General features: G+C 46.3%; 17 protein-coding genes and 1 pseudogene. 10 read left to right on the forward strand and 8 right to left on the reverse strand.

All coding sequences use genetic code 11. From position 1 onward, the window contains the following. Positions 1–137: 137 nt before the first annotated feature. Positions 138–2,261 (forward strand): histidine kinase dimerization/phosphoacceptor domain -containing protein, encoded by a 2,124-nt coding sequence (locus tag ACRD7P_RS13965; RefSeq protein WP_430908250.1) that lies wholly within the window; start codon positions 138–140, stop codon positions 2,259–2,261. Continuing rightward, entirely contained in the window at positions 2,258–2,995 is a 738-nt protein-coding gene (locus ACRD7P_RS13970; RefSeq protein ID WP_430908251.1) for a response regulator transcription factor, read from the forward strand. Before ACRD7P_RS13965 ends, ACRD7P_RS13970 begins: the two co-directional genes overlap by 4 nt. 194 nt (positions 2,996–3,189) lie before the next feature. Here the strand turns inward: ACRD7P_RS13970 and ACRD7P_RS13975 are convergent, their stop codons facing one another. The 6 genes from ACRD7P_RS13975 to ACRD7P_RS14000 form a co-directional block, all read right to left on the reverse strand. Next, entirely contained in the window at positions 3,190–4,275 is a 1,086-nt protein-coding gene (locus ACRD7P_RS13975; RefSeq protein WP_430908252.1) for a hypothetical protein, read from the reverse strand. Positions 4,276–4,718: 443 nt separating this feature from the next. Further along, a complete protein-coding gene (locus ACRD7P_RS13980) occupies positions 4,719–7,040 on the reverse strand; it encodes an alpha-L-rhamnosidase C-terminal domain-containing protein (RefSeq protein WP_430908253.1) in 2,322 nt (773 codons plus the stop codon). A gap of 185 nt (positions 7,041–7,225) precedes the next feature. Next, positions 7,226–9,007, reverse strand: a complete 1,782-nt coding sequence (locus ACRD7P_RS13985) for a PKD domain-containing protein (RefSeq protein WP_430908254.1) — start codon at positions 9,005–9,007, stop codon at positions 7,226–7,228. Positions 9,008–9,063: 56 nt separating this feature from the next. After that, entirely contained in the window at positions 9,064–10,515 is a 1,452-nt protein-coding gene (locus ACRD7P_RS13990; RefSeq protein ID WP_430908255.1) for a RagB/SusD family nutrient uptake outer membrane protein, read from the reverse strand. A gap of 12 nt (positions 10,516–10,527) precedes the next feature. Continuing rightward, positions 10,528–14,025 carry a TonB-dependent receptor gene (locus ACRD7P_RS13995; protein WP_430908256.1) on the reverse strand — a complete coding sequence of 1,166 codons (3,498 nt, stop codon included), beginning with the start codon at positions 14,023–14,025 and terminating at the stop codon, positions 10,528–10,530. A 144-nt stretch (positions 14,026–14,169) separates the two neighbouring features. Further along, a complete protein-coding gene (locus ACRD7P_RS14000) occupies positions 14,170–15,309 on the reverse strand; it encodes a FecR family protein (RefSeq protein ID WP_430908257.1) in 1,140 nt (379 codons plus the stop codon). A gap of 132 nt (positions 15,310–15,441) precedes the next feature. On the opposite strand from ACRD7P_RS14000, the gene ACRD7P_RS14005 reads away from it, so the two are divergent. The 8 genes from ACRD7P_RS14005 (at position 15,442) to ACRD7P_RS14040 (ending at position 21,147) form a co-directional block, all read left to right on the forward strand. After that, positions 15,442–16,032: an RNA polymerase sigma factor gene (locus tag ACRD7P_RS14005; RefSeq protein WP_430908258.1), complete on the forward strand. Its 591-nt coding sequence runs from the start codon at positions 15,442–15,444 to the stop codon at positions 16,030–16,032. Between the two features lie 476 nt (positions 16,033–16,508). Continuing rightward, the gene (gene kduI, locus ACRD7P_RS14010) at positions 16,509–17,348 is read left to right on the forward strand and encodes a 5-dehydro-4-deoxy-D-glucuronate isomerase (protein ID WP_430908259.1); all 840 of its coding nucleotides are present in this window, start codon (positions 16,509–16,511) and stop codon (positions 17,346–17,348) included. A 3-nt stretch (positions 17,349–17,351) separates the two neighbouring features. Then, positions 17,352–18,146: a gluconate 5-dehydrogenase gene (locus ACRD7P_RS14015; RefSeq protein WP_430908260.1), complete on the forward strand. Its 795-nt coding sequence runs from the start codon at positions 17,352–17,354 to the stop codon at positions 18,144–18,146. Positions 18,147–18,161: 15 nt separating this feature from the next. Further along, on the forward strand, positions 18,162–19,337 hold the full coding sequence (locus ACRD7P_RS14020; RefSeq protein WP_430908261.1) for a DUF4861 family protein: 1,176 nt from the start codon (positions 18,162–18,164) through the stop codon (positions 19,335–19,337). Positions 19,338–19,838: 501 nt separating this feature from the next. Beyond that, entirely contained in the window at positions 19,839–20,324 is a 486-nt protein-coding gene (locus ACRD7P_RS14025) for a transposase (protein WP_430908262.1), read from the forward strand. Continuing rightward, the gene (locus tag ACRD7P_RS14030) at positions 20,306–20,644 is read left to right on the forward strand and encodes a hypothetical protein (RefSeq protein WP_430908263.1); all 339 of its coding nucleotides are present in this window, start codon (positions 20,306–20,308) and stop codon (positions 20,642–20,644) included. Before ACRD7P_RS14025 ends, ACRD7P_RS14030 begins: the two co-directional genes overlap by 19 nt. A 6-nt stretch (positions 20,645–20,650) precedes the next feature. Continuing rightward, positions 20,651–20,956, forward strand: coding sequence for a hypothetical protein (locus tag ACRD7P_RS14035; RefSeq protein ID WP_430908264.1), 306 nt, complete (start codon positions 20,651–20,653; stop codon positions 20,954–20,956). Positions 20,957–20,958: 2 nt separating this feature from the next. Continuing rightward, entirely contained in the window at positions 20,959–21,147 is a 189-nt protein-coding gene (locus ACRD7P_RS14040; protein ID WP_430908265.1) for a hypothetical protein, read from the forward strand. Here the strand turns inward: ACRD7P_RS14040 and ACRD7P_RS14045 are convergent. Continuing rightward, a pseudogene (locus ACRD7P_RS14045) lies at positions 21,089–22,219 on the reverse strand (IS630 family transposase). The gene ACRD7P_RS14040 and the pseudogene ACRD7P_RS14045 sit on opposite strands and share 59 nt — an antisense overlap. Positions 22,220–22,274: 55 nt before the next feature. Beyond that, a complete protein-coding gene (locus tag ACRD7P_RS14050; RefSeq protein WP_430908266.1) occupies positions 22,275–25,679 on the reverse strand; it encodes a VCBS repeat-containing protein in 3,405 nt (1,134 codons plus the stop codon). Positions 25,680–25,698 lie beyond the last annotated feature (19 nt).

The following is a 25,698-nucleotide window of genomic DNA, read 5'->3' on the forward strand; positions in this document are numbered from 1 at the left end:
CGGAAGAAAGGTACTATTGTAGAGGCGATTACGCTATTCCATGGCAAGATTTTTTTTTAGGAAGCATGGAGTCATAAGGTTAGGAGCGGTTTTTGGCCCGATAAAGCGTTCACTATACCATTTTATTCCCCTTGGTCGTGAAGAGAAACAGTTTAAAAAAAGCGGTTTTACTTGGTTTTTTAGGTGTATTGGCCGTAAGCGGCCGTTCCCAATCGAAAAGTTGGCAAGCCCTGAAAATCGATAGCCTTCGACAATTGTTGCCAATGCGGCCTTCGGATAGCGTTTCGCTCTACATTTCTTTGGCCGTCCACTATAACCGAATTGCGAATGATTCTGCTGTGATGTATATCCATAAGGTGAAGCAGGTGCTTAGGGAAGAAACCGACCCAAGGCTAAAACTGGATCTTCTTGCGGCAGAACAACGTTACTTAAGGAATTTTGGAAAGTATGTGGAAGCCAAAAATACAAATATAAGACGCATACGCTTGGCCCGATTAGTGCAGAACCGGCCACAACTTTTTATAGGATATGCTAATCTTGCCTCCTGTTATATGAATTTGCGAAAAGCTGATTCGGCGGAACACTTTTATAAGTTGGCAAAAAAACGGAGCGTTAGGGTCGAAGACCCCTTGTTACTGGGAGAATTTTACAAAAGCCTTGGGTGGTTCTATATGGAGGAGGGGAAACTTCGACTTTCTATGGAAAACAAATTAAAGGCCCTTTCTTATTTTGAGGAAAGTGGTGATTTAGTGGGTATCGGAGATATGTATGGCCAAATTGGAGGAGTACTGTTCGAAACCGAAAAATATAAGGAGGCCATTGTGAGTTTTGAAAAAGCCATAGCGTATGGCCAGAAAACAGGGAAATTGATTACGGTACAACTGGCCATGTACAACCTTACCAATACGTATTTCAGGCTAGGGAATTATGAAAAAGCCATGCAAATGGGCAAGGAGACCGAAAAAGTGGCCCGTGTTATAAAAACCCCTTCGGTGCTGGCAGAGACGTACAAAATACTGGGTTTAGTGTTTTCAAAAGAGCAAAATAGAAAAAACTCACAGGCCTATTTTTTTAAGGCACTTCGATTGTATAGAACTCTTGAAGATTATAGCAATCAAATACGGGTTTTATGGAACTTGGCCTATAATTACAAAGAGCTCGGTGATTTGGAAAAGGCGAAGGAAACGAACGAGAAAGCGCTTAACATTGGTAGAAAGGAAGAAGATTTTGCTTTTAGAATGGAAATTTTTAAGCTGCGTTCACAATTGGATTCCCTTGAAGGGAATTATTTGCCGGCTTTAAAAAACTACCAACGCTATACCGCAATTAAGGATTCGGTAAAAAAAGAAGTCGATTTTCAAAAACTGGGCGAGCTAGAAGTACTACACAATACCTTGGAAAAAGAGAAGGAAATTCTTGCTTTGAACTCCAAAAACAGGGAACAACTTTTACTGTTAAAAGCGCAGAGGTATCAAAATTATTTGCTTTGGGGCGCATTGGTTCTTTTTGTTGTTTGTGCAGCAGGATTCTATTGGATGTTCAAGACCAAGAAAGAAAACAATCGTTTATTATCCTTAAAAAATATGGCAATAGGCCTTGCCAACAAAAGTTTGGTCGATAAGGGGAAGGAGCTACATCTCGCTTTGCAGGATAAGGATGTGCTTATAAAGGAGATCCACCATCGGGTGAAGAACAATTTTCAGTTGGTCATCAGTTTGCTGCGGTTACAGGCCAATCGGTTAGAGGATGAAAAAATTGACTTTTTTGTGATGAGAAGCCAAAACCGAATTCAGGCCATGAGCCTTATCCATGAGTTATTGTACAGCAGTGACAATATGGAGGAAATTGATTTTCAGCGTTATTTGACCGAACTGTTGGATGCCGTACACTATACCTTTGGCTTCACTAAAAAGGATATCTCCTATCAAATAGATGCCAAGGGTTTTCGTTATAATATCGATACGGCAGTGCCGTTGGCCATTGTAATTAACGAATTGGTAAACAATGCTTTTAAACATGGATTTAAAGGACGGAGCAAGGGTTCCTTAACAATAAAACTCTTTAAACGAAATGGCCAGGACGTAGTGGTGGTCGAGGATGACGGCGTAGGGATAAAAGAAGATCAAACCGAGAAAAAAACCTCTTATGGGCTTACGCTCGTAAATGTAGTAGTAAAGCAGCTTAGGGGTACTTTGGAAAAGACATCAACTAATGGAACCAAATATGCATTGGCATTTAGTTCTAAAAAAGAAAACCTATGAAAAAAATACTTATTGTTGAGGACGAGGCTATCATTGCCGCCGATTTAGAAGTGATTTTGACAAAAAATGGTTGGAGTTGTCTTCCCTGTTGCGACACCGCTGAAGATGCCATTGAAAGTATCAAAACAAACGCCCCCGATATGGTGTTGATCGATATTCATTTGATCGGCGAACACAGTGGTATTTATGTGGCCAACTACCTTTTGGTCGAGGACAAGATACCCTATATCTATATTACCTCCCATTCCGACCCCATGACCGTAGATGAGGTCAAAAAAAGCAGGCCCATGGGATACATTTTAAAGCCTTTTAAACCTGAAATCATTAAAGCTACTATTGAAATTGCTTTTTGTAACCATAAACACAGAAATATTGACCCGGTCCGAAATTCTACCGTACCCAAGAGCGACGTCCCCTTTAAGATAAGGAAGATCACCGATTATATTGCCAATAACCTGGACAAGAAGCTGGAAGTGGGCGAGTTGGCCGATATGACCGATTGGAAGTTCCATCATTTTATACGGGTATTCAAAACCTATTTAGGGGTAACCCCATATCAGTATATTTTGGAACAAAAGGTAAGTAAGTCGATCATCCTTCTTAAGGAAACCGATTTGCCCATTGCCGTTATCGCATACGATTTGGGTTTTCAGAGCCATTCTAATTTTTGCAAGACCTTTCAAAAGAAAATGCAGATGAGTGCGGAGAACTTTCGGCGAAAGTCTCGGATTTAAAAAGCTGTTTAAATTACCATATCCATTACTCAAAATATAATGCTCGTTATTTTGGCAGGTATTCTCTAAACCAACTTTTGGGCACTTTCAAAAAATGGAAATGCGACAGGTTTTACAACCTGTCGCATTAAAGTGTAGATGAAATGCCGAGTGGCATTGCTATGTTTATTCCATTTCTATGGTACAAACGAAGGTTATCGCCTCCAACTTCTACAGGATGAGTAGAGATCGCCCAGCCGTGTTAGGCCAGAGTTTAATACGCGATGTTCGCCACCACGCGGGCCAGTATAAGAAACTCCCGATTCCACATTGTTAATGGCCAAGGTCCAGGGTGTTTTGGACAACCCTAAAGATAGACTCATTTCGGCCCTATCAGTGTAAATCGCCGTAATTTCGGCATTGGTCACTATATCGCCGTTTTCCATATACCCTCCTGAATTTGCATATCCTCTCAACAAGCTTCCGTTTATGCGATCGTGTTCCGTTGTCAGTTGTGCCCATGCCCAGCCTATTCTTTCAGCTCTTCTCGATCCCCAGAATCCGCGCCATTCATACATGGAAATAGCCGTATGACAATAGCGTCTTACGGGATACCCACGTTCGGTAACCTTCACTTTTTTAACCGATTTCATATTTGTCTCGTCAAACTTCAACACCAAAGCCTTACCGGTCATGGGATCAGTAGGCAAATCTGCACAGCTATCGCATTGTTTGGTCGTCTCTACCGTATAGAGCCCCGAGAGCATACTTTCCCAAAGTAATCCTTTCTTTGGGTTTCCAATGGCTATGGTCGTTATATCATTGTCACGATATTGCCACGTTAATTTTAAAACAATGTCCCCAACGGCGAGTTTGTTCAAACTTTTTTTGGTCAAGGCCGTAGATCGGTGTTGTTTGGCTATGGAAGGATCGATACTTCCGAGCATGTCTACAGTAATGCTTTCAGGTTTGGCGTAATCTCCTGTTGCGATAAAGCTATTTTCTGCAACACCGGCTTTCACCACCTGTTCTATCGTTTCTGAAGAAGGTATGGTTCCAAGTATTTGATATCTTTTGGAAATCATTTTTCCCGAGAAAACGGCGTTTAGACCCTTTTTCATTTCTTCGAAGTCGGCGGCCAGTACCCCTGTCAACTCAGTGTTTTCCGTTGGAGTTAAGTTAAGTGAACTTGTACTCATTGTTACTGCCGATTCGTACTTTTCGCTTTCATCTTCTTTGGAACAAGCGTATAGAAAGATGACCGCTAAAACAATGGTCGAAATACGTTTTAAGTTTTTCATAATAGAAGTTTTTGAAATTGTTTTTACATGTTAACTGGTCGTATTTGCAAATACGGTAAATCGTTTATTGGTTTATGGACCATCCTTAAACCAACTGATTAAAGAAATTCCTATGCCCAAGGTAGCGGATGATTTGCAGCTGGTTTTCTCCGGAATGTGCGGGAATTGACGAAAAACGATTTTAATTTTAACAAAATTTAACGGATATGTGCTGAAGCCCTAAACATATTGGAATAAGGTACTTCTAGATGTTTATCCGCGAAGGAGCATTTTAATGAGAGTGATAAAAGTAGAAATGGGGCTAAATTTCTCCAAAAAGGGTAAACGTTACTGGTATTCTCAAAGAATGTCCGATTCAGTGTTCATGACTTAAAAGTGTACCTACTATTAGGGCGAGTGCATCCCAAGTTTTTCAGATTACTTATACTGTAGTGACTCCTATTTTAATATGCGGTAAACAGATACGTTCCCGTAACCACTTCGATTTCGTGATAAGGGACACTCGGTCTGAAGGAAATTTTTGTTCCATTTTCAAGAATGGTTCCATATCGGTGGGGGATACAGACGGTAGCGGTCGTATTTTTTGGAACGGTAATCTTAATTTGATAAGTATCGGATAGTTCAATGTCGACCGTTATGGGGCCTTTTATCGAAGGTACAATAGCGTGTACTTTTTTTAACGGTCCGAGTTGTGGTTTTACCTTAAAAGTATCGTAACCGGGCGAAGTTGGGGAAACTCCGGCCACATATTGTGAAAGCAAGGTAAGCCCGCCTCCCGACCATGCATGGTTGGTGGTTCCCCCTCCATATCCTTCTGCCCCAATGCCCCAACCTTCCCATAAGGTAGAGGTATTGGCATTGACCATGGGACCAAAGCGTTCTTTCATACGTTGCAGGGCAAATTCAGGTCGATCCATTTGAAACAGCGCTTCCAAAATGTATTTTTCCATGTACGGACTGGCGTGTTTTTCCTGTTGCAGTATCTTATAAATGTGTTCGTACGTACTGGTATCGGCCAAATTGGATACGACCGCCAAGGCCTGTGAACGATCGTCGGTCTTTCCTTTATGGGTTTTGGAGCGATAGGCCCTTCCCGTCCAAAAGGATTGATTAAAGTCTTTCTTAAACTGGTACATGGTATTCTCAATGGAGTCGGCAACGGATTTCTCCCCCAAGAGTCTTGCAATACGGCCATAGCTATCAAGGGCCATATAATATTGGGTGTTGAAGAGTAGGGGCATATCCCGGTTTTCGCCCCAATCGCCCCACGTCCATCCCCCTTTTCGAAGGTGTAGGGTGCCCGCTTCGTTCAAACGCCATTTGGCCATATAGTTGCCCATGGCACCATACACTTTTTGCATGGTAGTACGGTCGCCGGTTTGCCAATAATAGTTCCAAAAGCCATAGGTGCCGATACTGGAAAGCATTTGGGTAGGTAGTTCTTTATTCCAATTTCCGGCAGGAACAGGAGCGAACAATGTGCTGTCGGGAGCCTGCCAAGCGGTCAATTCCAAAATACCCTTCTTCATCAGTTTATCGGCCTCCCGATCCAGGGCATAAAAGGCTTCACCGCTTTCCAACACCACATCGCCCCACCATTGTGCCCTCTCCCGATCGGGGCAATCCATGTAATTATCGCGCATAGTAACATAAAGGGTGCGTAGCGATTTTTGCCAAAGTCGGTCGTAAAAAGGGTCGTCACATTCAAAAAAGCCCTCAAATTCGGTTGCGTAACCGGTCTCCCTATATTGGAGGTCCATAACGGTAACCCCTTTGGGAATCACATAGTACATCACCTCACCATTGATCCAACCTGGGGATTCGTATTGTTGTACCCCCGCCTTGGTAATGTATTCCGCTCTCATATTATATGCGGATCCTCCCTTGTAGTGATCGGTGAGCATGGTGATTCGTTGTCCGCCCGGAGCGTCTACTTTCAGGTAAGGGGTGACTTGGGCATTGTAAGGTAGTTTACAGGCCAGGGTATCCCCGGTACTCTCAAATGGAAATACCATGGGATTGCCATAGGTTTTTAGGCCATAGTCCTTCCAAAAGGGGATCGGTCTTTTGGTAAGGGCGTTCCAGGGGGCATCCCCTCCTTTCGCTAGAACTTTGGCATACGGCCATAGGGTGTCGTCAAATTCCGGCAGTTCCCAACCGGGCATATCCTGTTGTGCATCGAATACAATATTCGATTCGGGCAAGCGCCAATTGGGGTGGGGCGCCGCACTAACGGGACTGAAGGCTGGGTGCAGCCTTGCTTTCCAACTTTTATCCGTTTTTAGGCCCAAAGCGTTACCTGAAAACAATTCGGCCACCATGCCGGCGGCCCCACTCGATTTATGGCTCATCCCTTCCTTTCCGAAATACCAGACCAGAACGGCGATCGTATTGGTGCCTTTTTTTAATTTTCCCGTAAGGTCCAGTTCGTCATAGTAGGTACCTTCCGGAGTTGGGCCACGTTTTAAGCCACCTTCGAAAACGATCGGTCTGCCGTTGAGGAACAACCAATATTTAGAATCCACCGCGATACGAAAGGTCGCCTGGTCGCTATGCCGTTCCAGCTTAAATTGTTTTCTAAAGGCTATCCAAGCATTCTTCTCCGGTACGGAATCGGCAACGGTAATCCAATGGCCCTCCCAAGGGATGTCCACGATACGCTCTTTTTGGGCGATCAGGTATTTGGCTCCCTCCAATTTATTCTGACAATTTATAGAGCAGAATACCAGAAGAAATAAAAAAAATCGTTTCACAGGTGGTGTCATGTTGACTAGGGTTTTTCGGGAACGGTCGGTGGTGACAAAATACTGTTTTATCCGACGTTCCCTGTTTTAAACCGAGTTAAAAAAAGGCGGCATAATCCCCACTCCAGGATTATACCGCCAACTAACCAAACTCACTCTAAACTATTTTTCACGAATATGTTATCGGTGTGTTCTTTAATGCCTTTCTAATAGTTTTCGGGCGTAATGTCTTCAAAGCGATAGCCCAAGTAAATGTCATCGATTTTTACGGTACTGGCACCTCCACCAAATTTAAAACCGACTGCCTGCCAGCCACCGTTCAGTTCCGGAGCGGCAAAGGATACCGCCTCTGTTCCATCTGCCGGCTCGGTACCTGGAGTAGGGTTGACGAACAATCGGACAAGATCGGGCTCGGCAGTTCCATTGGTTTCGATTTTGGCAACCAACCATAACGGACCGTCCGCTGTCACATCCGGTGCGTCTTCATTGTTGAAGGGACCAAAGGTCATGATGCCCAATGCGCCCGGGGTTATCGTTTTGCCGATACTTAAAAATTGGCCGTTTCCTCCGCTGGCACCAAAGTCTTCGGCGTCATTATCGACCAGCATTACCTGAACCACGCCGTCGTCAACGTCCGTATCGCTAAATTCAGCCTGGAAGGCAAACCAGTAGGTACGCCCATTATCTAGATAGGGCTCGGACAATCCTCGTTTGTAGCGAACGGAACCAACACTGGCATCGAGCAATAGGGAGTTCCCCGTTGTTTCTACTGAAAGATCGTCATTTACTACTCCTTCGGAAAGTACATTGACGTCGGCTCCGGACAGGTTGATCCACGGCCCTGTCCACCCATCCGCAGCGGTACCTTGTCCTCCTATGGTAGCATCTGCCGTATAGCTGTCGAACGTTTCAAAGACAGGGGGCGGAAGGTCCACATAATTTCCGGGTGTCACATCTTCAAAGGTATTACCGATGTAGAGGTCATCAATTTTAACCATAGAGGCACTTTCTCCGCTATATTTAAAACCGATTCCCTGCCAGCCACCGTTCAATTCGGGCGCGGCAAAGCTTAACGTCTCTGTTCCGGCCATTGGCTCGGCACCGGGAGTAGGGTTGACGAACAATCGTACCACGTCGGGATCGGCCGTTCCATTGGTTTCAATTTTGGCTACCAGCCATAATGGTCCGTCCGCTGTCACATCCGTTGCCTCTATGTTGTTAAAAGGCCCAAAGGTCATGATGCCCAGTGCACTTGGGGTAGTGGTTTTACCCAGACCCAAAAATTGACCGTCTCCGCCTCCTGCTCCAAAATCTTCATTATCGTTGTCCACCAGCATTACCTGTACGATACCACCGTCCACTTCCGTGCTCTCGAACTCGGCTTGGAAAGCGAACCAATAGGTATTTCCATTATCTGAATATGGTGTGGCGAAATTGCGTTTGTAACGTGTATTCGTGCCGGTTGCATCGAGCAATAGGGAGTTTCCGGAGGTAACTGCCGCAATGGTATTGTTGACAATACCTTCGGCCATTACATTTACGTCGTCCCCGTCCAACTTTGTCCATGGTCCGGCCCATCCATCCGTGGCGGTACCTTGTCCATCTACGGTAGCATCGGCCGTGTAGCTATCGAACGATTCAAAAATTACCGGTGGTAAGGGTTCTTCCGGTTCGGTAACGGTAACGGACCTTTCGAACCGGTCTTCTCCCGAACCGTTACTGGCGGTTAAAACAACGGTGTAGGTACCCCCTTCTTGATAGGAATAGGTAGGGCTTTCTTCGGTGGACGTTTGCCCATCGCCAAAATCCCAACGGTAACTTTCGGGACCATCTACAGATGCATTTTTAAAGGTGACCGTAAGTTCGGCCACATCGAATGTAAATAAGGTGTATGGCGCGTCGATGGTCGGGTCGTCTTCCTTGCACCCTGCCAAAACTATGGTAAGGATGGAAAGAAGGATCGGTGCGGTATTATATCTAATCTTCATATCGTACTGTTTTGTATCTAGTTAATAAGCTAGTGTGGTCTGGCAAACAAGGTTGACTACCAGCCTTCATTTTGGGTAAAACCAAATTCTTCCACTTGGCCCAAGGGAATGCCCAGTATTGTTCTGATGTTGGTAAACGCTTCCGCGGGAATGGTACTTTTTTGGGCTTTCTGTGCCACACCGTGGGCCGTCATTACGTCTACTGCTTTTCCGGTACGTACCAGATCGAACCATCGGTGGTTCTCAAAGGCCAATTCCCTTCTTCTTTCATCGGCAATGGTCTGCTCCAAATCGGCCTGTTCGGCCGCGGATAACGTTCCATCTTCCAAGGATCGACCACGTACCTGTTCTATTAGCGGTACAGGATTGCCACCACCTACCTCTTGGTAACATTCGGCCAACATCAGCAAGGCGTCCGCATAGCGGAACATGGGGAAGTTTACATCCTGTGCATTGCTACCTTGCGCTACAAAACCAAAGTTGAACTTGCTCATCCAGGGTTGGATCGCAAAACCATCGTCATAAAAAGAGACATTGTGCAACAGTCGGGCGTCAGCAGGATTATAAAGGTCGATCAAATTCTGGGTGGGCTGGTTTTGTCCGCCCCGTGAATTGGCGGGACCATTTTCCCCGAGAATGTCGGTTCCACTATTAAAGGGTACAAAACGGGTTACAAAGTCCGAACCTTGGCCCAAAGCGAACGAATATTGGATTTCGAATACCATTTCATCGTTGTTTTTGTTCTCCGGATCAAAAATGGAGGCATAACTGGTTTGAAGGGAGTAGCCCTGCATTTGCTCCAACAGGTCTCTAGCCGTTCCGAATTCCTGCAGCACCATGTGCATTTTTGCTTTTAACATAAGGGCGGCACCCTTGGTGGCCCTTCCCGATTCGGTACCGTCCTTGTTCGGAAGTACCGCGATCGCCGTATCCATGTCGTCCAATATTTTAGCGTATACTTCAGCTGCCGGGCTCCGTTGTAGAAACTCGTCCGATAAAATTTCGTCCGGTGTGTTCCCGGCGGAGAGCACCAAAGGAACGTTCCCATACAGTTGCACCAGATTAAAATAGAACCAACTTCTGAGGAATAGGATCTCTCCGGTACGTATTTCCGGTTCGGAAGCATCTAAAAATTCGATAGCCGCTAAATTTTCAAGGGCGAAATTGGCTCTTGCAATACCGGAGTACGCGCTGTTCCAATAGCTGCTAATATTGGTGTTGGCCGCCAGCAACAAAAAATTATCTACCTCTTCATTGGGCCTTCCCCCGCGATCGTTAGGATTGTATTGAAAGGAGCTGTTGTCGCCCCGGTTTTCCCCAAACCGCCAGTGCGCCCCGTTCATAAGACCCCTGTTGGTGTTGTAGATAGCGGTTACGGCCTCATTAAATTGGGCTTCGTTCTTGAAAAATCCCTGTGGGGTAACAAAATCTTCGGGAGCTTCGTCCAAAAAGTCGTCACAACCGAGCAATCCGAATATCATTAGAATTAAAAATAGCTTGCTTTTCATGATCTTTGTGTTTTAAAAGGTAACATTGACACCTAGGGTGATTACTCTGGAGATGGGGTAGGCCCCATAGTTAACGTTCCGTACCAGTGCCGTATCGGCCGAACGGTTGACCTCGGGATTTCCACGTTTGTATTCCGTAAACAAGAACGGGTTTTGTATGCTCGTATACAGTCGGGCATTTTTAAAGGCATCCCCGACCATGTCCCCTTTTAGCGTATACCCTAGCGTGATGTTCCGCACCCATAAGTAGTCTGCGTCGTCTAATGAGAGTGAGTTCGGAAAACGATACCTTGCTCTGCTGGTGTTGCTTGCGGTGCCGGGAATTATGACACTGTTCGGGTCTTGCCCAGGCCTCCAGCGTTCCAATTGGTTGCGATCCACGTTGAATACACCATCTTGGTTGCCATTGTATTGTTTGGTACCGTCAAAAATCTGTTGCCCTACCGATCCGGCGAAGATCATACTAAGATCCAATGCCTTGTACCGGAAGTTGTGTACCATACCGTAATTGAAATCGGCATTAGGGTTGCCGATGATCAGGAAGTCTTCCTCGTCCCCTAATACACCATCTCCATTGCCATCTTCATATTTTAGGGATCCTTCTACCGCATCTGGGTATTTGGGTACATTAGGGTCGTCTATCTCTGCTTGGGTAAACAGTCCGGTAACCTTAAAGCCCCGGTATAACCCCACTTCTTCCCCAATTCTGGTTTCGGTAAAGGTTCTCGCAATAGCTCCGCGCCTTATAAATCCGGTTTCGGCAGCTAAATCGATTACTTTACTCCTGTTTTTTGAAAAGTTAAAGTTGGCGTCCCATTGAAAGTCCTTGCCGCCCAATACATTTTTAAGGGCCAGTTCCACTTCAAAACCCTTGTTTTGAATACTTCCCAAATTGGAAAGAATATTGCTGAAACCCGAGGTAGTCGGTAAGGGCAGTCCCGATAGGAAGCCCTCCGTTTCAATATCGTAGTAGTCCACGCCCAGATAGATCCGGTCGTTCAGAAAACCGAGGTCCAAACCAAAGTTCGTTTCTTTGGCCTCCTCCCAGGTCAATAAAGTGTTGGGCAGGGCAGATACTGCACTGCCGGGTGCTAAACCTCCATCAAAAACATAATCGGGTCCTGCATTGATACGACCTTGCGCCTCGTAATTGCCGATATTCACATTGCTTCCACTGATTCCATATCCCCCCTCGAGCTTAAATTCGGAAACGATATCTTTTAACCCTTCCCAAAAGGGTTCGTTGGAAACGCGCCAAGCAAGGGCAACGGAAGGAAAATTGGCATAACGGGTGTCGGCCCCGAATTTTGAGGATCCGTCCCTTCGGATCGTTCCCGTAACATAATAACGGTTTTTAAAGGAGTAATCCACCCTTCCGATAAGCGATACCAATGAATTTTGACCTGCTTCGCCCCGTCCGGTAAAATTGTCGGGGTCCGCGGGATCTACGTTGTTCGAATTTGGAATTCGAATCGATTCGTCAATAAGGTTCCTAGCGCTGATAATAGTATTGTCGAACCGTCGCCGCTCCATAGTGAAACCGGCAAGTACATTAATGTTGTGCGCTTCATTAAAGGTTTTGGAATAACGTAGGGTATTTTCCCATACCCAGTTAAAATTGGTAGCTTCCGTAATTCCTGCGGTAGCTTGTTGTGTTCCCGTAACATTGGGGGTGAGCGCTCCACTTCCCGGAAAGTCCGAAGGTTCGAAAGTTGTCGTCCGGCGGTCGATATATTGTATGGATCCGAACGTTTTAGCGGTGAGGCCCTTGGCAATATCGAACTCTAGAAAAGAGCTTGCCAACAATTGATTGTTACGGCGCAAGCTTTCCCTTCCCCTAAGCAAGTAAACCGGGTTAACATTGTAGAAATCGATTAAATCGCCCTGTGCTACGTTAGTGAGCGTTCCATCTTCGCGAAATACCGGTGCCGAAGGGTCGCTCCATCGCGCAAGGGGCACCGCGGAGAAGATATTGAAATTATCCCCGCCCGCATCGGTCCGTCCACCATTGGCCAATGTCTGGGTAGGGGCCAAATTTAGGCCTACCCGAAGCTTGTCGGAAATATCGATGTCCATATTGGCGCGAATGCTATACCTTTTAAAGTTGGTATTGATCAGGGTTCCATCTTGGTTGGTATAGTTGGAGGAAACGTTATAGCGTATGTTTTCCGATCCTCCGTTTATGCCGATGTTGTATTCCGAAATGGGGGCGCTTCTTGTAATCTCGTCGAACCAATTGGTGCCTTCACCAATATCGCCCAAGGCGATCAAACGGTCCAGATCGGCGCTTTCGTTCGCCGTCAGATTACCTGTAGCGGCAAATTTGTCTTCAAATAGTTCTATTCTAAAGCGTCGCAATTCTTCAGCGTTCATCACGTTCGGCCGCTCAAAATCGGGAACGGTCTGAAAGCCTGTAGAGGTTTCAAAGGTAATGGTCGGTTTTCCGATCTTGCCCCGCTTGGTAGTAATGACGATTACCCCGTTGGATGCCCTGGAACCGTAAATGGCCTTTGCGGAGGCATCCTTGAGTACGCTTATCGATTCAACGGAAGCGGGATCTATGGAACTTAGTACAAAATTGTCCCGTTGGCTGTTTACGTTCCCTAGGGGAACCCCGTCCAAAACGTATAATGGCGCATTGTTACCGCCCGTAGATGCAATACCCCTGATCAATACCTCGGGTCCGCTCCCCGGTGCCCCGTTCTGTCGCAACTGCACCCCGGAAACCTGACCGGATAAGGCACTTTCTATGGAATTGACCGGAAGTTTGGCGATATCCTCGTTTTGAACGGTAGAGACCGCTCCAATCAAATCTGCCCTTTTTCGGGCGCCGTATCCGATGATAACGACCTCTTCTAGGTTGGAAGCCGATTCTTTTAACTGTATGTTCAATACCGTCTCATCGTTTACGGGAACCTCCTTGGTCGCATAACCGATATAGGAAACCGTTAAGATGGGATTTTCCTGGGTAGGTGTTAATGAAAAATTACCATCAAAATCGGCAGTTACCCCATTTACGGTGCCCTTTTCCACCACATTGGCCCCAGCCAGGGGTATTCCTTCGGTGTCGGTAACCGTTCCGGTAATCAACGTTTCTTGGACGGTCACGGATGGCTCGGTCACTTTCGTGGTAAGGGGCCTCGTTTTTACCGTCCGGGTCAACAATATTTTTCGGTCGTCGATCTCATAAGCGGTATCGGCATTTTTGAAGAGCAATTTCAAGACGTTCCGAATGGGGCTTTTGGAAACCCGAATGAAGACCCTGCGCTCCAGATCTACCGCTTTGGTATTAAAAATAAAACGAAACGCGGTTTTTTCTTCTATTTCGTTCATTACCTCCTCTACCGAAACATCGTTCATATCCAAGGAAATATGGGTACGTTGCCCATAGGTCGAATTCGCCTGAAGGGCAAGGGATATGAAAACAAGGAAGAGAAAAGAAATTTTCATTTTCCAATCAAAATTGAAGCCTAAGGAACCTAAGTTCCCAGACTCTAGTTGTTTTTTCATAATTTTGAATTTTGCTAGTGATTTACTCGTTTTCGTTGTAATCGCTTGTATTTGATCGGGAAATGTGCCAGCATTTTCCGATTTTTTTCTTTTTGTGAAAACAAACGATTCGTTTGGTGCATTCAGTTCATTGGCCGTTCTGGTTTAGTTGATAATGATCGTATTGTTTACGATGGTATATTCGATATGATGTACCTTGTTGAAATACTCTAACACTTCTTCTATGGTATCGTTATCGGTTTCCAAAGTAGCGGTAAAGGTTTCTCTTGCGAGTTCTTTATTGCTATTGAATACTTCCACATTGTAATGGCGCTCCAGTTTTTTGATAATATTGGCAAAGGTTTCGTTCCTGAAAACGATGGCGCCCTGCATCCACGAAGTGTAGGAACGGGTATTTACTTTTTTAAGGGTGATGTTCCCATCCGATTTGCGGTGACTGCCGCGAAAACCAGGTTCCAATAGTACTGGAACGCCGGACTTTTCAGCATCCGATAGTTGTACCGAACCTTGTACCAAAACGACTTCGGTATCTTGCTCTTCGGGGTAATTGGCCATATTGAACTGCGTTCCCAGCACCGATACCGCTAAATTTTCCGATGCTACGGTAAAGGGGCGTTCCGGGTTATGGGCAATATCAAAATAGGCTTCGCCTACAAGTGTAACCGCTCTTTTTTCATTTCCAATGAAGGAGGTAGGGTAGGTTAACGTACTACCGGCATTCAAGAAAACTCTTGTGCCATCGGATAGCTGTACGGTAAAACGGCGCCCGAAAGGTACCTTTAGGGTATTGATGGTCCCCGATGTTCCGGCGACATCGGTATCGTAAAAGAGGGTGTCCCCTTTTTGGCTTCCCACAACTGTTCCTTCTTTATTTACAAGGGTCGCCGTGCGCTTGCCCGAAACCACTTCGATACCACCATCTTCCCAACTAAGGGTAACATCGCTTTGGCCGGGTACAACGGCCGCCGGGGCGTTGAAAAACGTTTTGGAAACCACATATCCTAGTCCGATAAGAAAAATAAAAAGGGCCGCATACCGATAGAAGCCCTTGTTTTTGATGATATGAAACGTATTTTTTTCCTTTCTGATTTCCTCAAGTAATCGGGCTTTTATCTGTTCGTGGTCATGTTCGCTCATAGCCAGTTCTATTGCAAAATAGGTTTTTACAAAATCGTTGAAAACCGAATTGTTGTCGGGGTCTTGGATCCATTGGTTCAAAAGGTCCAAATCCTCCAAATCTGCCGATTTGTTCAAAAATTTAATGAGGCGTTCTTCTATTTTCAAGATGTTCTGTTTTAAAGCCTTGTTTAGTAGTATTACAAAGCCAATTAGGAATACCCTAACTTTTTCCTAACTTTTTTTTCATATTCCCATTATATTTACCTAAAAATTGACGCATTGACACCTGGCTGGCCTATGGAAAATGATGAAAATTTGGTAAAACGATTGAAAAAAGGTGATGAAAAAGCGTATGTTTTTTTGTTGGAAACCTATCATATAAGGTTAAACGCCTATGCCATTTCCTTGGTGGGCGATCAGGCCATGGCACAGGATATCGTTCAGAACGTATTTTTAAAAACATGGCAGTTCCGAAAGAAATTAAAGCCCAACTATCGTATTAGTAGCTTCCTGTTCAAATCGGTATATAATGAGTTTGTGAACAAGTATCAAAAAGACCGTTCGATGATGGTGCTCCAGCAAAAATATGTGGAGTCGTTACAGACCATCACGGAAACGACCGACGAGTCGGCCTTGCAACGGATGATTGCAGTAGTAAACGAGGAAATCCAGAACCTGCCGCCAAAATGCAAGCGAGTGTTTACCCTGAGCAAAAAAGAGGGGCTGACCAATGTAGAGATTTCCGAACATTTGAACGTTTCCATAAAAACGGTGGAGGCACAAATTACAAAGGCTTTTCTTATTTTGCGTAAAAAACTGGGGCGTAAATATGAACTGGTGCTCCTGTTCATGGTACGGCAGAAAGTGGCAGGGCTGAACGAGCGATAGTCAATTTTCTTGTTATTCGAAGGTTTATCCTGATTTTGTTATTCTTGTAGTCGACTTGTCCACGTTGTTGTTTGTAACCTACAACAAAAACTTCATTACGATATAAAGGTAAAATTCATATATGTAAGAACAACGCAAACTAGGTTCATGCGGATTACAAATCCGATTGACAATCAACGATTACGTTTTGAAATTTCTTTATTAGCACGTATAAAGAATGCATACTATCTTTGGCGCTGACCGTAAAAATTGTCAAAGCAAAAAGAATAGAATACATCAAGAAGGTTTTGGGTGTTGGAAGTAGCTGATGATTTATTTAATCGATTAACCATACTTTGGTTCGGTTTAAGGCTACTTTATAATTAAATAGGGCAGCTTTTGCAGAATATAATAGTTTTAAGACAATGATGAAGGGCAGTATTTATGTAGTTTTATGACCCTGAAAACAAAAACAATAACACAGAGATATAAAAAATATGGCAACATCTTATGATACGCGGTACGCTTCCAGTCCGGAAGCCGTTAAAAAATATGACACCGAACAACTTCGTGACGAATTCTTAATCGATAATTTAATGCGAAAGGGCGAACTGCATCTTACCTATACCCATTACGATCGTTATATTGCCGGTTCCGCCGTTCCCGAAGAGCCTTTGGTCTTGGAAGCGATCGATCCTTTAAAAGCGGAGTACTTTTTGGAACGGCGTGAACTGGGTATCATCAACGTTGGTGCTGCGGGAACAGTGACTGTTGATGGAACGGAGTATGCGCTTCATCATAAGGATGCCCTCTATATTGGAATGGGTGCCAAGGAAGTTATTTTTGCTAGCGACAGTGCAGCGGACCCCGCTAAATTTTATTTGAATTCGGCTCCGGCACATACGAGCTACCCTACTAAAAAGGTAAGTTTAGCAGAGGCGAATAAACTAGAACTGGGAGCATTGGAAACGGCCAACCATCGAACGGTTAGCCAAATGATTATAGGAGGAGTGGTCACTACATGTCAGTTGCAAATGGGAATGACCGAACTGAATACCGGAAGCGTATGGAATACCATGCCCGCACACGTACACGATCGTAGGATGGAAGTATACTTTTATTTGGATGTGCCCGAGGGACAGTCCGTTTGCCATTTTATGGGCCAACCACAACAAACACGACATATTTGGATGCAGAACCATCAGGCGGTCATTTCCCCGCCATGGTCGATACATTGCGGTTCCGGAACCTCGAACTACACCTTTATTTGGGGCATGGCGGGCGAAAACTTGGATTATAGTGATATGGACGTTGCCAAAATAACCGATTTAAGATAATTCATGAGTACGGAACTGTTTAACTTAAAAGGGAAAATTGCATTGGTGACCGGAAGCACGCACGGGCTCGGTATGGCCATGGCAGAAGGCTTGGGAAAGGCTGGTGCTACCATAATCGTGAACGGAAACTCTTCGCAACTAAAGATCGATGATGCGGTCGCGTATTATGAGCGGGAAGGTGTTACGGCCGTGGGATATAAATTTAATGTTGCCGACGAACAACAGGTTATCGATGCCGTAACCAAAATACAGAGCGAGCAAGGACCCATCGATATTTTGGTCAACAATGCCGGAATCATCAAACGGACCCCGCTGGAAGAAATGGAAGTGGCCGATTTTAAAGAAGTGATCGATATCGATTTGGTAAGTCCGTTTATCATGTCCAAACAGGTCGTAAAAAGTATGATCGCCCGCAAACAGGGAAAAATCATCAACATCTGTTCCATGATGAGTGAACTAGGTAGAAATACCGTAGGCGCATATGCCGCTGCCAAAGGAGGATTAAAGATGCTGACGCAAAACATGGCCACGGAATGGGCAAAGCACAACATACAGGTCAATGGTATCGGTCCAGGATATTTTGCAACCTCACAAACCGCGCCTATCCGCGTGGACGGGCACCCGTTCAACGAGTTTATCCTAAACCGTACTCCGGCCGCGAAATGGGGCGACCCTAACGATTTGGCAGGAGCCGCAATTTTTTTATCGTCCAAGGCCAGTGATTTTGTAAATGGCCATATCCTGTATGTGGACGGAGGAATTTTGGCCACCATTGGAAAATCTGTAAACGAAAAGTAAACGACATTGAAGAACATGGATTTGAAGGCAATCGGAACACTTTTTATCGTATCGCTAGTGATGTCATGTGCCGATACGGGATCCCGGCCGCTTCGTATTGCGGTAAAGAACTCACTTTCCTACGATCGTTCCAACGAAACGGTGTCCTTGAAGTTGGAAGCTTTGGGCTCCAAAATGGGAACGGGAAAAATCGAAATATCGGAACCCGGTTCCGGAACGGTATTGGTGACACAGCTGGTAGATTCCGATAATGACGGAACTATGGACGAAGTATTGTTCCAGCCTAAGGTAGCCGCGAACTCGGAAGCGATTTTTGAGGTGACGCTACACGAAAAAATGAACGGTGCGGAAACGCCGCATGTGTGTTATTCCAGGTTCGTTCCCGAACGGACCGACGACTATGCCTGGGAGAACGACCGTGTGGCATTCCGAACTTTTGGACCAACGGCACAAAGAATGAACGAAGAAGGGGTACCCGGGGGAACCTTGTCCAGCGGTATCGATGCGTGGCTAAAACTTGTTGACTATCCCATTATCGACAAATGGTACCATAAAGAGTTACAGACCGAAGGTACCTACCATGAGGATAATGGTGAAGGGTTGGATAACTTTCATGTAGGCGTAAGCAGGGGCGTAGGCGGTACCGCTAAAAAAGGGGACAGTACCTATGCCTTTTCCAAAAACTTCAACAAATGGGAAACCTTGTATACCGGCCCAATTCGAACCGGTTTTGTGCTGAGCTATGCGGATTGGAAAGCTGACGGTACAACGATCGGCGAAGTCAAAACGATCACTTTAGATCACGGTAGCAACCTTTCAAAATTTGAAATCGCCTTAAAGGGTACCGATACCATTTCGGCGGGTTTGACGCTTCATGAAAAAAGGGGCGCAATCGGTGTTGACCAGGAAAACGGTTGGGTGAGCTATTGGGAACCTCACGGCGATTCCGAATTGGGAACGGCCATTATCGTTCCCGACGGAAAAATGATCGGTCATGAAAATTACGACACGGAACTAACCGATGCCAGCAACCTTTTTGCGCATATTGAGGCCACCGGTGGGAAAATAATCTACTATTCTGGTTTTGGTTGGAAAAAAAGTGGGCAGTTTGCGGATAAGGAGGACTGGGAGCGGTATGTGTCCCGTTTTTCAGAACTGCTGCGGCATCCGTTGGAGGTTAGGGTGAAATAGAAGTTGGTTAGTCCATTGCTATCGTTAACGGCAGTACCGTTTAGGAACTCGTTTTTCATGTTTTTGCGAAATCGGATGTCCTTAGTAAAATGGGCGTCCGGGTTTATACCGTTTTTTCTTTGAAGCAGTTTAGACTTTTTTGATCGGAGCGAAAATTAGCTGTTTTGCGCGCGGTCGAAATCTTTTTTGAGGAGCATAGCCCTGAGGCCTCGGGGCTACGGAGCGATAAAAAGACAAAAAATACGTGCAGAACAACCATTTTTTAGCCCGTTGGAAAAAGTTTGATTGAGGTCAGTCGCTAGTCAACTGGTTATAGTACCTGTATTGTTCGGTGAATATGGGGTCGAGCGGAGTCGAGACCTATTTGCGCTTCTAGGTTCTCGACTGCGCTATCATTGACGTAATTAGGGTCTCTTCATGCAGTAACTCGTTAAATTTCAGTAATTTATAACGGTCTTGACCGTAGTTTAATGCGGATTATTTCGTACAAATACCTTGCACATGGTACAATATACTTCCGAGCACCAGCTCAAAATTGAGGAATTCGGCAACCTTTACCAAATGAAACTCGATCCCGGTAACCGGTGGATACAGTTGGCGGCCCATTTCCCGTGGGACGAGTGCGCCAAGATCTACTCCGGGCACTTCCCGGACAGCGGCAGGACTGCCATAGACCCTCGCATCGTAATCGGCAGCCTGATCATCAAGCACAAGCTTGCCTTGAGCGACGAGGAGACCGTGCGCATCATCGGGGAGAATCCCTACATGCAGTTCTTCCTCGGTCAGGACGGGTTCTCCCCGGCCCCGCTCTTCTCGCCCTCCCTGTTCGTGGAATGGAGGAAAAGGCTGGGCAACGATACTTTCAACGGCTTCGCCGACGTACTCGCGACCATATGCCTTGGCGACGGGAAGGCAACGCAAAGTGCCGAGGGGGCGCCAATAAGGGCAGGCTCAAGCTGGACGCCACCGTGGCCGACCAGAACATAACCTACCCAAACGACCTGGGCCTGCTCAACAGGGCCAGGGAAAAAACGGAGGCCACCATAGATTTCTTGTTCGAACACCTGCGCGGCGAGCTCAAGGTCAAGCCCAGGACCTACCGGGAGGTCGCACGGAAAAAATACCTTGCCGAATCGAAAAAGAGGCAGGCCAAGAAGAAGACGCTAAGGAGCGCGATCCGCTACCACCTGAGTTGCCTTGACCGCAGCGTGCGCAGCATAAACCGTATGCTCGATTTGTTAAGGGAGAACCCGATGCCCGAAATGTTGAGGGACTTCTGGGTCGTACAGGCCGTGAACGACCAGTAACGGGAGATGTACTCGAACAAAACGAACCGGTGCGAAAATCGAATCGTGAGCATCTCCCAGCCCTACGTCAGGCCTATCGTAAGGGGCAAGGCGGGAAAAAAGGTCGAGTTCGCCACCAAGATGGGCCTGGCGCAGGCGGGCGGCTTCGCCAAGGCCGAGACCCTGAGCTGGGACGCCTACAACGAGAGCGCGGACCTGGAGCCCCATGCCGAATCGTACCGGGAGCTCTACGGGCATTATCCGGAACTCATACAGATCGATAAGATTACGGGACCGACCAGAACCGCAACTGGTGCCGTGAAAGGGGCATAAGGATGACCGTCGCCCCAAAGGGGAAACGCCCAGAGCAGACCGTCTACCAAAAAAGGAAGAGAAAGAAGGAGTCCAGCGAACGCAACGCGATAGAGGGCGAGTTCGGACAGGCCAAACAAGCCTACTGTCGTGTCAATCATCAAATGTTGGATAAAGACGTTTTAGTTTTATTCTTGCATCCTCCGATGTGAACTGCCAATCCGCCTTTGCGTTCCTGTTGTTCCTGTATTGTTGCCACGCCTGCACCTCCCTTTGCACTTCCGCCATGTTGTCGATTCTCCTCCCAAGGCATTGGCCCAAGAGCGCGTTCAGTTCTATCTCGGCCATGTTGAGCCAACCGCCGTGCTTGGGCGTGTACACGAACTCGAACCTGTCCCATAGCCTTTTGGCCTCTTCCGGTGGATAGGTCTCGTACAAAGACCTCGGGTTTGTGCGTGTTCAGGTTGTCCATGACCAATGTGATCCTCTCGGCGTCCTTATATAGGTCGGCGATTCCGGACAGGTATTCCGCCCAGTCCCTCTTGGTCTTTGTCCGTGTCACCTTCACGTACCGCTTTCCGGCCAGTGGCTCGATCGCCATGAAAATGTTGCACACGCCGTTCCTCCTGTATTCGTAGTCGTACTTTTCCACACTGCCCGGCACGGCCTTTATGGGGGTCTTTGCCTCGCCGATGAGCTGCTTTGGGGACTTGTCCATGCACACTACGGGGAACACGGGGTCGTGCGTTTATAGACCTCCAGCACCTTTTCCATATGGGCCACGAAATCGCCGTTCCGAAGGGGAGGTATCACCCAGCCCTTCTTCTTCCAGGGCTTGAGCTCGTTTTTTTTAGGAGCCGGCGTACCGTCTCGTGCGATATGGATTCGACGTATTCCAGTTCCACGGCCCTGTCGGCCAACAGCCTCAGCGACCACCTGGCGAACCCTTCCGGGGCCTCGTTGCAGCTCAGTGCGACCAAGCGGGCCTCCAGGTCGCCGTCCACCTTCCTCTTGTAGGTCCTTGTACCCTTGCTTCCGTTAAGGGCGGTGTCGAACCCTTCCTCGACAAACCTCTTCTTGACCCGGTCGATTTTCCTCATGCTTATGTTCAGGACCTGCGAAACCTCCTCGTTGGTGGATGCCCGGCCCTGGAACTCCCCACGGTCACAGTTCAACAATATCAGTGCGTTAAGCACTTTTTTGGGACTTGTGGGAACCCTTTGTGGAGATGTCCACAAGCGACATCCTTTCTTCTTGGGTCAATGTCACTTTGTATCTGGCTATGGTGATTTTCGATAAAATTACTCAAATAATACGACTTTATATAGTTGACACGACACTAGTCGCCATCCACTTTTTTGAACACTTGAAGACTGTCCGAGTTATTGCCCACCCATATATACTCGCCCTTATCGGCATCTTTCCCGAGTTGAATCTTGATCATATTCTGTGCGTTCCTATTCGCCAAGAAACCCGATGCGGCACCTCTCGCAACCTTGAAATTGCCCGTTCCATCTCCTTTCAGGAGGGCGCCTGAAAAGGCATCGTAGCGGCCCATAGTTACATCTGTGCTATAGTCGTTCCCAATGACCAAGGCGTCTAAATGGCCATTACCATTAAAATCCGCTACAATAAATTCTTTTAACGGAGCCATTTGCAGCTCCATGGGCAAGGGTCGTATTTCAAATTTTCCTTGCCCTACATTTTCGACGTAGCTATTAGTAAAGAGATAGCTCTCCAGTACTTCTGCGTCTTTCAACTCGGACGCCGTAAAGACTTCTTTAAACGGTTTTTCAGCATATTGATGATAGTTTGTAAAACGTCTCTTGAGCGGAGGTATTTGTTTTATCAAATCATCACGATAGGCCACCGTCTGCTCAACCCCGTCAATATATTGGGATAAAACCGGGTCTATACTACCGTTTTGATCAAAATCTTTGGCGTACAAACGAAAAGGTTCCTCTATGCTTGCCCTGTAATCCGTATTCATGCCTAGATTACCTGCTAAAAAATCCAGGTCGCCATCCTTGTCAAAATCGCCCGCTGCAATCGTGTTCCACCATCCGTTTGAACCCGAAATGATAGTAGGCTCGGCGGCTAGTTTTCCTGCCCTATTCTCAAAAATTGTGATGGGCATCCATTCGCCTATTAAGATCAAATCCTTGTCGCTATCACCATCAAAATCTGTCCACAGGGCGTCGGTGATCATGCCAATACGATTCAATTTTGAAACACCTTCCTTTATCGACTTTCTAAAAGTACCTTTTTGGTTTTCCAATAAATAGCTTTGGGGGGTTCTGGGATATTCCCCCGGGCTTACACGACCCCCGACGAACAAGTCGGTATCCCCGTCCCCATCGTAATCGGCCGCAGCGATCGCTTTGGTGCTCGTCGGCATTGCAGGGAGTGCGGTCTCGTTGCGTACAAAATTTCCTAAACCATCATTTTGGTAGAGCCTATCCTGGTATATCGTGGGTTTCCCATATTGAATAACGCCACCGGAACATACATAAAGGTCCAGGTCCCCATCGGAATCCGAGTCAAAAAACAGGGCGTTGGTGTCCTCATGCGCGTTGTCGAAGGCCCACTCCTCTTTAATGAAGGTGCCATCGGCTTTTTGAAAAAACAAAACGGCAGGTTTACCGGCCGCACCGCCTATAAACACATCCTCGTAGCCATCGCCATTCACATCCCCATTCGCCATTGCGGGTCCTAGCTGGGAGTGTTGGTGCGGTAAAAGGGATTGCTGTTTAAAATCGACTTGTTTATCTTCCTGATGCAAATACTTTACCTGATTCCGGGGCGCGGCTCTTTCAAAAAGAATCGGTTCCGTTTTCACCTTTACTGGGGCGCTAGCCTCTTTTGCCGAACTGTTTTTAAGCAACAATAACGTATTGGTCTCCACGTTTTTGCGAACCGCTTTTCTACCATCCGGAAAAACTACCTTGATACTATCCAAAAGGGTTACCTCCCCCAAACCAAAATGTAGCATCGGGTCTACGCTGGACTGATAGCCACGATAGGTGGTGTGCTCGGCAAATTGCATTTCTTCTCCATAATACAACCAAATTTTTGCTCCCAAGGCCTGACGATTATGTGGGGTTCCTTCCAATTGTAGTTTCAGGTAGCGGTTGTTCGAAAGTTCATTGGCCCTATTTTCATAAATAAAGGCTTCTTGACCGATGTTGTTGACCACGATATCTAAATCGCCATCCAGGTCTAAATCGGCAAATGCCGCTCCACTCGAGACCGAACGCTCATTGATACCCCATTCCTTCGATTTTTTTGCAAACCCCTCCGCTTTTCTATTCTGGTATACATAGTTGAAAAGGGAGGCCGCTGGCTGTTCGTTGATCAACGCCAATCTTCTTTCCTTTTGTGACTCCACCGTACCGAAAGGATTCCATTCGCCGTAGTTGATATAGTCTAGATTCCCTAGGTCTCTTTTAAAGCCATTGGTAATATATAGATCACGAAAGCCATCATTGTCGTAATCGGCCAAAAGCGCACTCCAGCTCCACCCGGTTTTGTGAACCCCGAATTGTTGACCTACCTCACTATAAGTGCCGTCGCCATTATTCAATTGTAACGTATTGCGCGTGTACGATGGTTCATATCCATTATCGACGGCACGCTGAAAACGGTCATAGTTACCTGAGGTTACGATCATTTTACGACGGTAGTTTTCTTCTGGTAGCATATCCAAAACGTACACTTCCGGCAAACCGTCGTTATTGATATCGGCAACATCCACGCCCATACTGGCGTAACTTGTATGCTTAAAGAGCGCTGCCGCACGGTTGGTAAAAGTTCCATCCCTGTTGTTGATATAGGCGATGTCGTTACTTAAAAAGTCGTTGGTGATATAAACATCCGGCCAGTGGTCATTGTTCAGGTCGCTGACGTTCAGGCCAAGACTGTAGCCCTCGATTAATATACCTGCCTCTTTGGAAATGTCGGTAAATAAAGGAATGTCCTTTGATGTAGCATCGTAGCGTCCCTCTTTTCGTTTCAACTCGTTTTCGACGGTATTGTTGCGGTAAAGCTTGTCGGTACTGATAGCCTCGCCCCTTACTTTTTTGGGACGAATATAATTTACCTTTTCCAATTCGTATTCCGGGGGATTCACGATTACAAAAAGGTCAAGGTCACCGTCCTTGTCAAAATCGAAAAAATTGGCATGGGTGCTGGGCGAGGCGTCGGCTACACCGTAATGTTCAGCACTTTCGGTAAAGGAAATTTGATGCTTTCCATCTCGAATACCATTGTTGATAAACAGGAGGTTTTTAAGTTTTTCCGGGGATCCGATTCCGGAGACGCTTAGATAAAGGTCGAGCCATCCATCGGAATTAATGTCGACTACGGTCACGCCCGTGACCCACCGGTCCGTCACCAAACCGGCCGCTGCGGTAGCATCCTTGAAGTTGAAATCGCCTCGATTTAGGTAAAGGCGACTGGTTTCCATACATCCACCAAAAAAAATATCCGGCAAACCATCCTTATCAAAATCACCAATGCCGACCCCGGAACCCGTATAAATATTACTAAAATTTAAAAAATTATAGTGATCATTTTCAATGATTTCGTTTTTAAATCCAACTCCGGTCAGCTTCGCGGGCAAGCTTTCGAAAAGCCGGGGCGTTTTAGAAAATTCGGTACATGAGCAGCACACGGCAATTGCTCCTATGCACGCTGATTGCATAACTTGAATACCAAAAAGGACGGCACTTTTTTTTTTAGGCATAGTAAATATCTTTCTCAAG

Origin of the sequence: Maribacter sp. 2-571 (assembly GCF_050589625.1) — a bacterium.
In the GTDB taxonomy this organism is placed as follows: domain Bacteria; phylum Bacteroidota; class Bacteroidia; order Flavobacteriales; family Flavobacteriaceae; genus Pelagihabitans.

Coding starts and splice junctions, on each gene's coding strand:
- ACRD7P_RS13970 (WP_430908251.1), top strand. CDS start 2,258: ATGAAAAAAATACTTATTGTTGAGGACGAGGCTATCATTGCCGCCGAT.
- ACRD7P_RS13975 (WP_430908252.1), bottom strand. CDS start 4,275: ATGAAAAACTTAAAACGTATTTCGACCATTGTTTTAGCGGTCATCTTT.
- ACRD7P_RS13980 (WP_430908253.1), bottom strand. CDS start 7,040: ATGACACCACCTGTGAAACGATTTTTTTTATTTCTTCTGGTATTCTGC.
- ACRD7P_RS13985 (WP_430908254.1), bottom strand. CDS start 9,007: ATGAAGATTAGATATAATACCGCACCGATCCTTCTTTCCATCCTTACC.
- ACRD7P_RS13990 (WP_430908255.1), bottom strand. CDS start 10,515: ATGAAAAGCAAGCTATTTTTAATTCTAATGATATTCGGATTGCTCGGT.
- ACRD7P_RS13995 (WP_430908256.1), bottom strand. CDS start 14,025: ATGAAAAAACAACTAGAGTCTGGGAACTTAGGTTCCTTAGGCTTCAAT.
- ACRD7P_RS14005 (WP_430908258.1), top strand. CDS start 15,442: ATGGAAAATGATGAAAATTTGGTAAAACGATTGAAAAAAGGTGATGAA.
- kduI (WP_430908259.1), top strand. CDS start 16,509: ATGGCAACATCTTATGATACGCGGTACGCTTCCAGTCCGGAAGCCGTT.
- ACRD7P_RS14015 (WP_430908260.1), top strand. CDS start 17,352: ATGAGTACGGAACTGTTTAACTTAAAAGGGAAAATTGCATTGGTGACC.
- ACRD7P_RS14020 (WP_430908261.1), top strand. CDS start 18,162: ATGGATTTGAAGGCAATCGGAACACTTTTTATCGTATCGCTAGTGATG.
- ACRD7P_RS14025 (WP_430908262.1), top strand. CDS start 19,839: ATGGTACAATATACTTCCGAGCACCAGCTCAAAATTGAGGAATTCGGC.
- ACRD7P_RS14035 (WP_430908264.1), top strand. CDS start 20,651: ATGTACTCGAACAAAACGAACCGGTGCGAAAATCGAATCGTGAGCATC.
- ACRD7P_RS14040 (WP_430908265.1), top strand. CDS start 20,959: ATGACCGTCGCCCCAAAGGGGAAACGCCCAGAGCAGACCGTCTACCAA.
- ACRD7P_RS14050 (WP_430908266.1), bottom strand. CDS start 25,679: ATGCCTAAAAAAAAAAGTGCCGTCCTTTTTGGTATTCAAGTTATGCAA.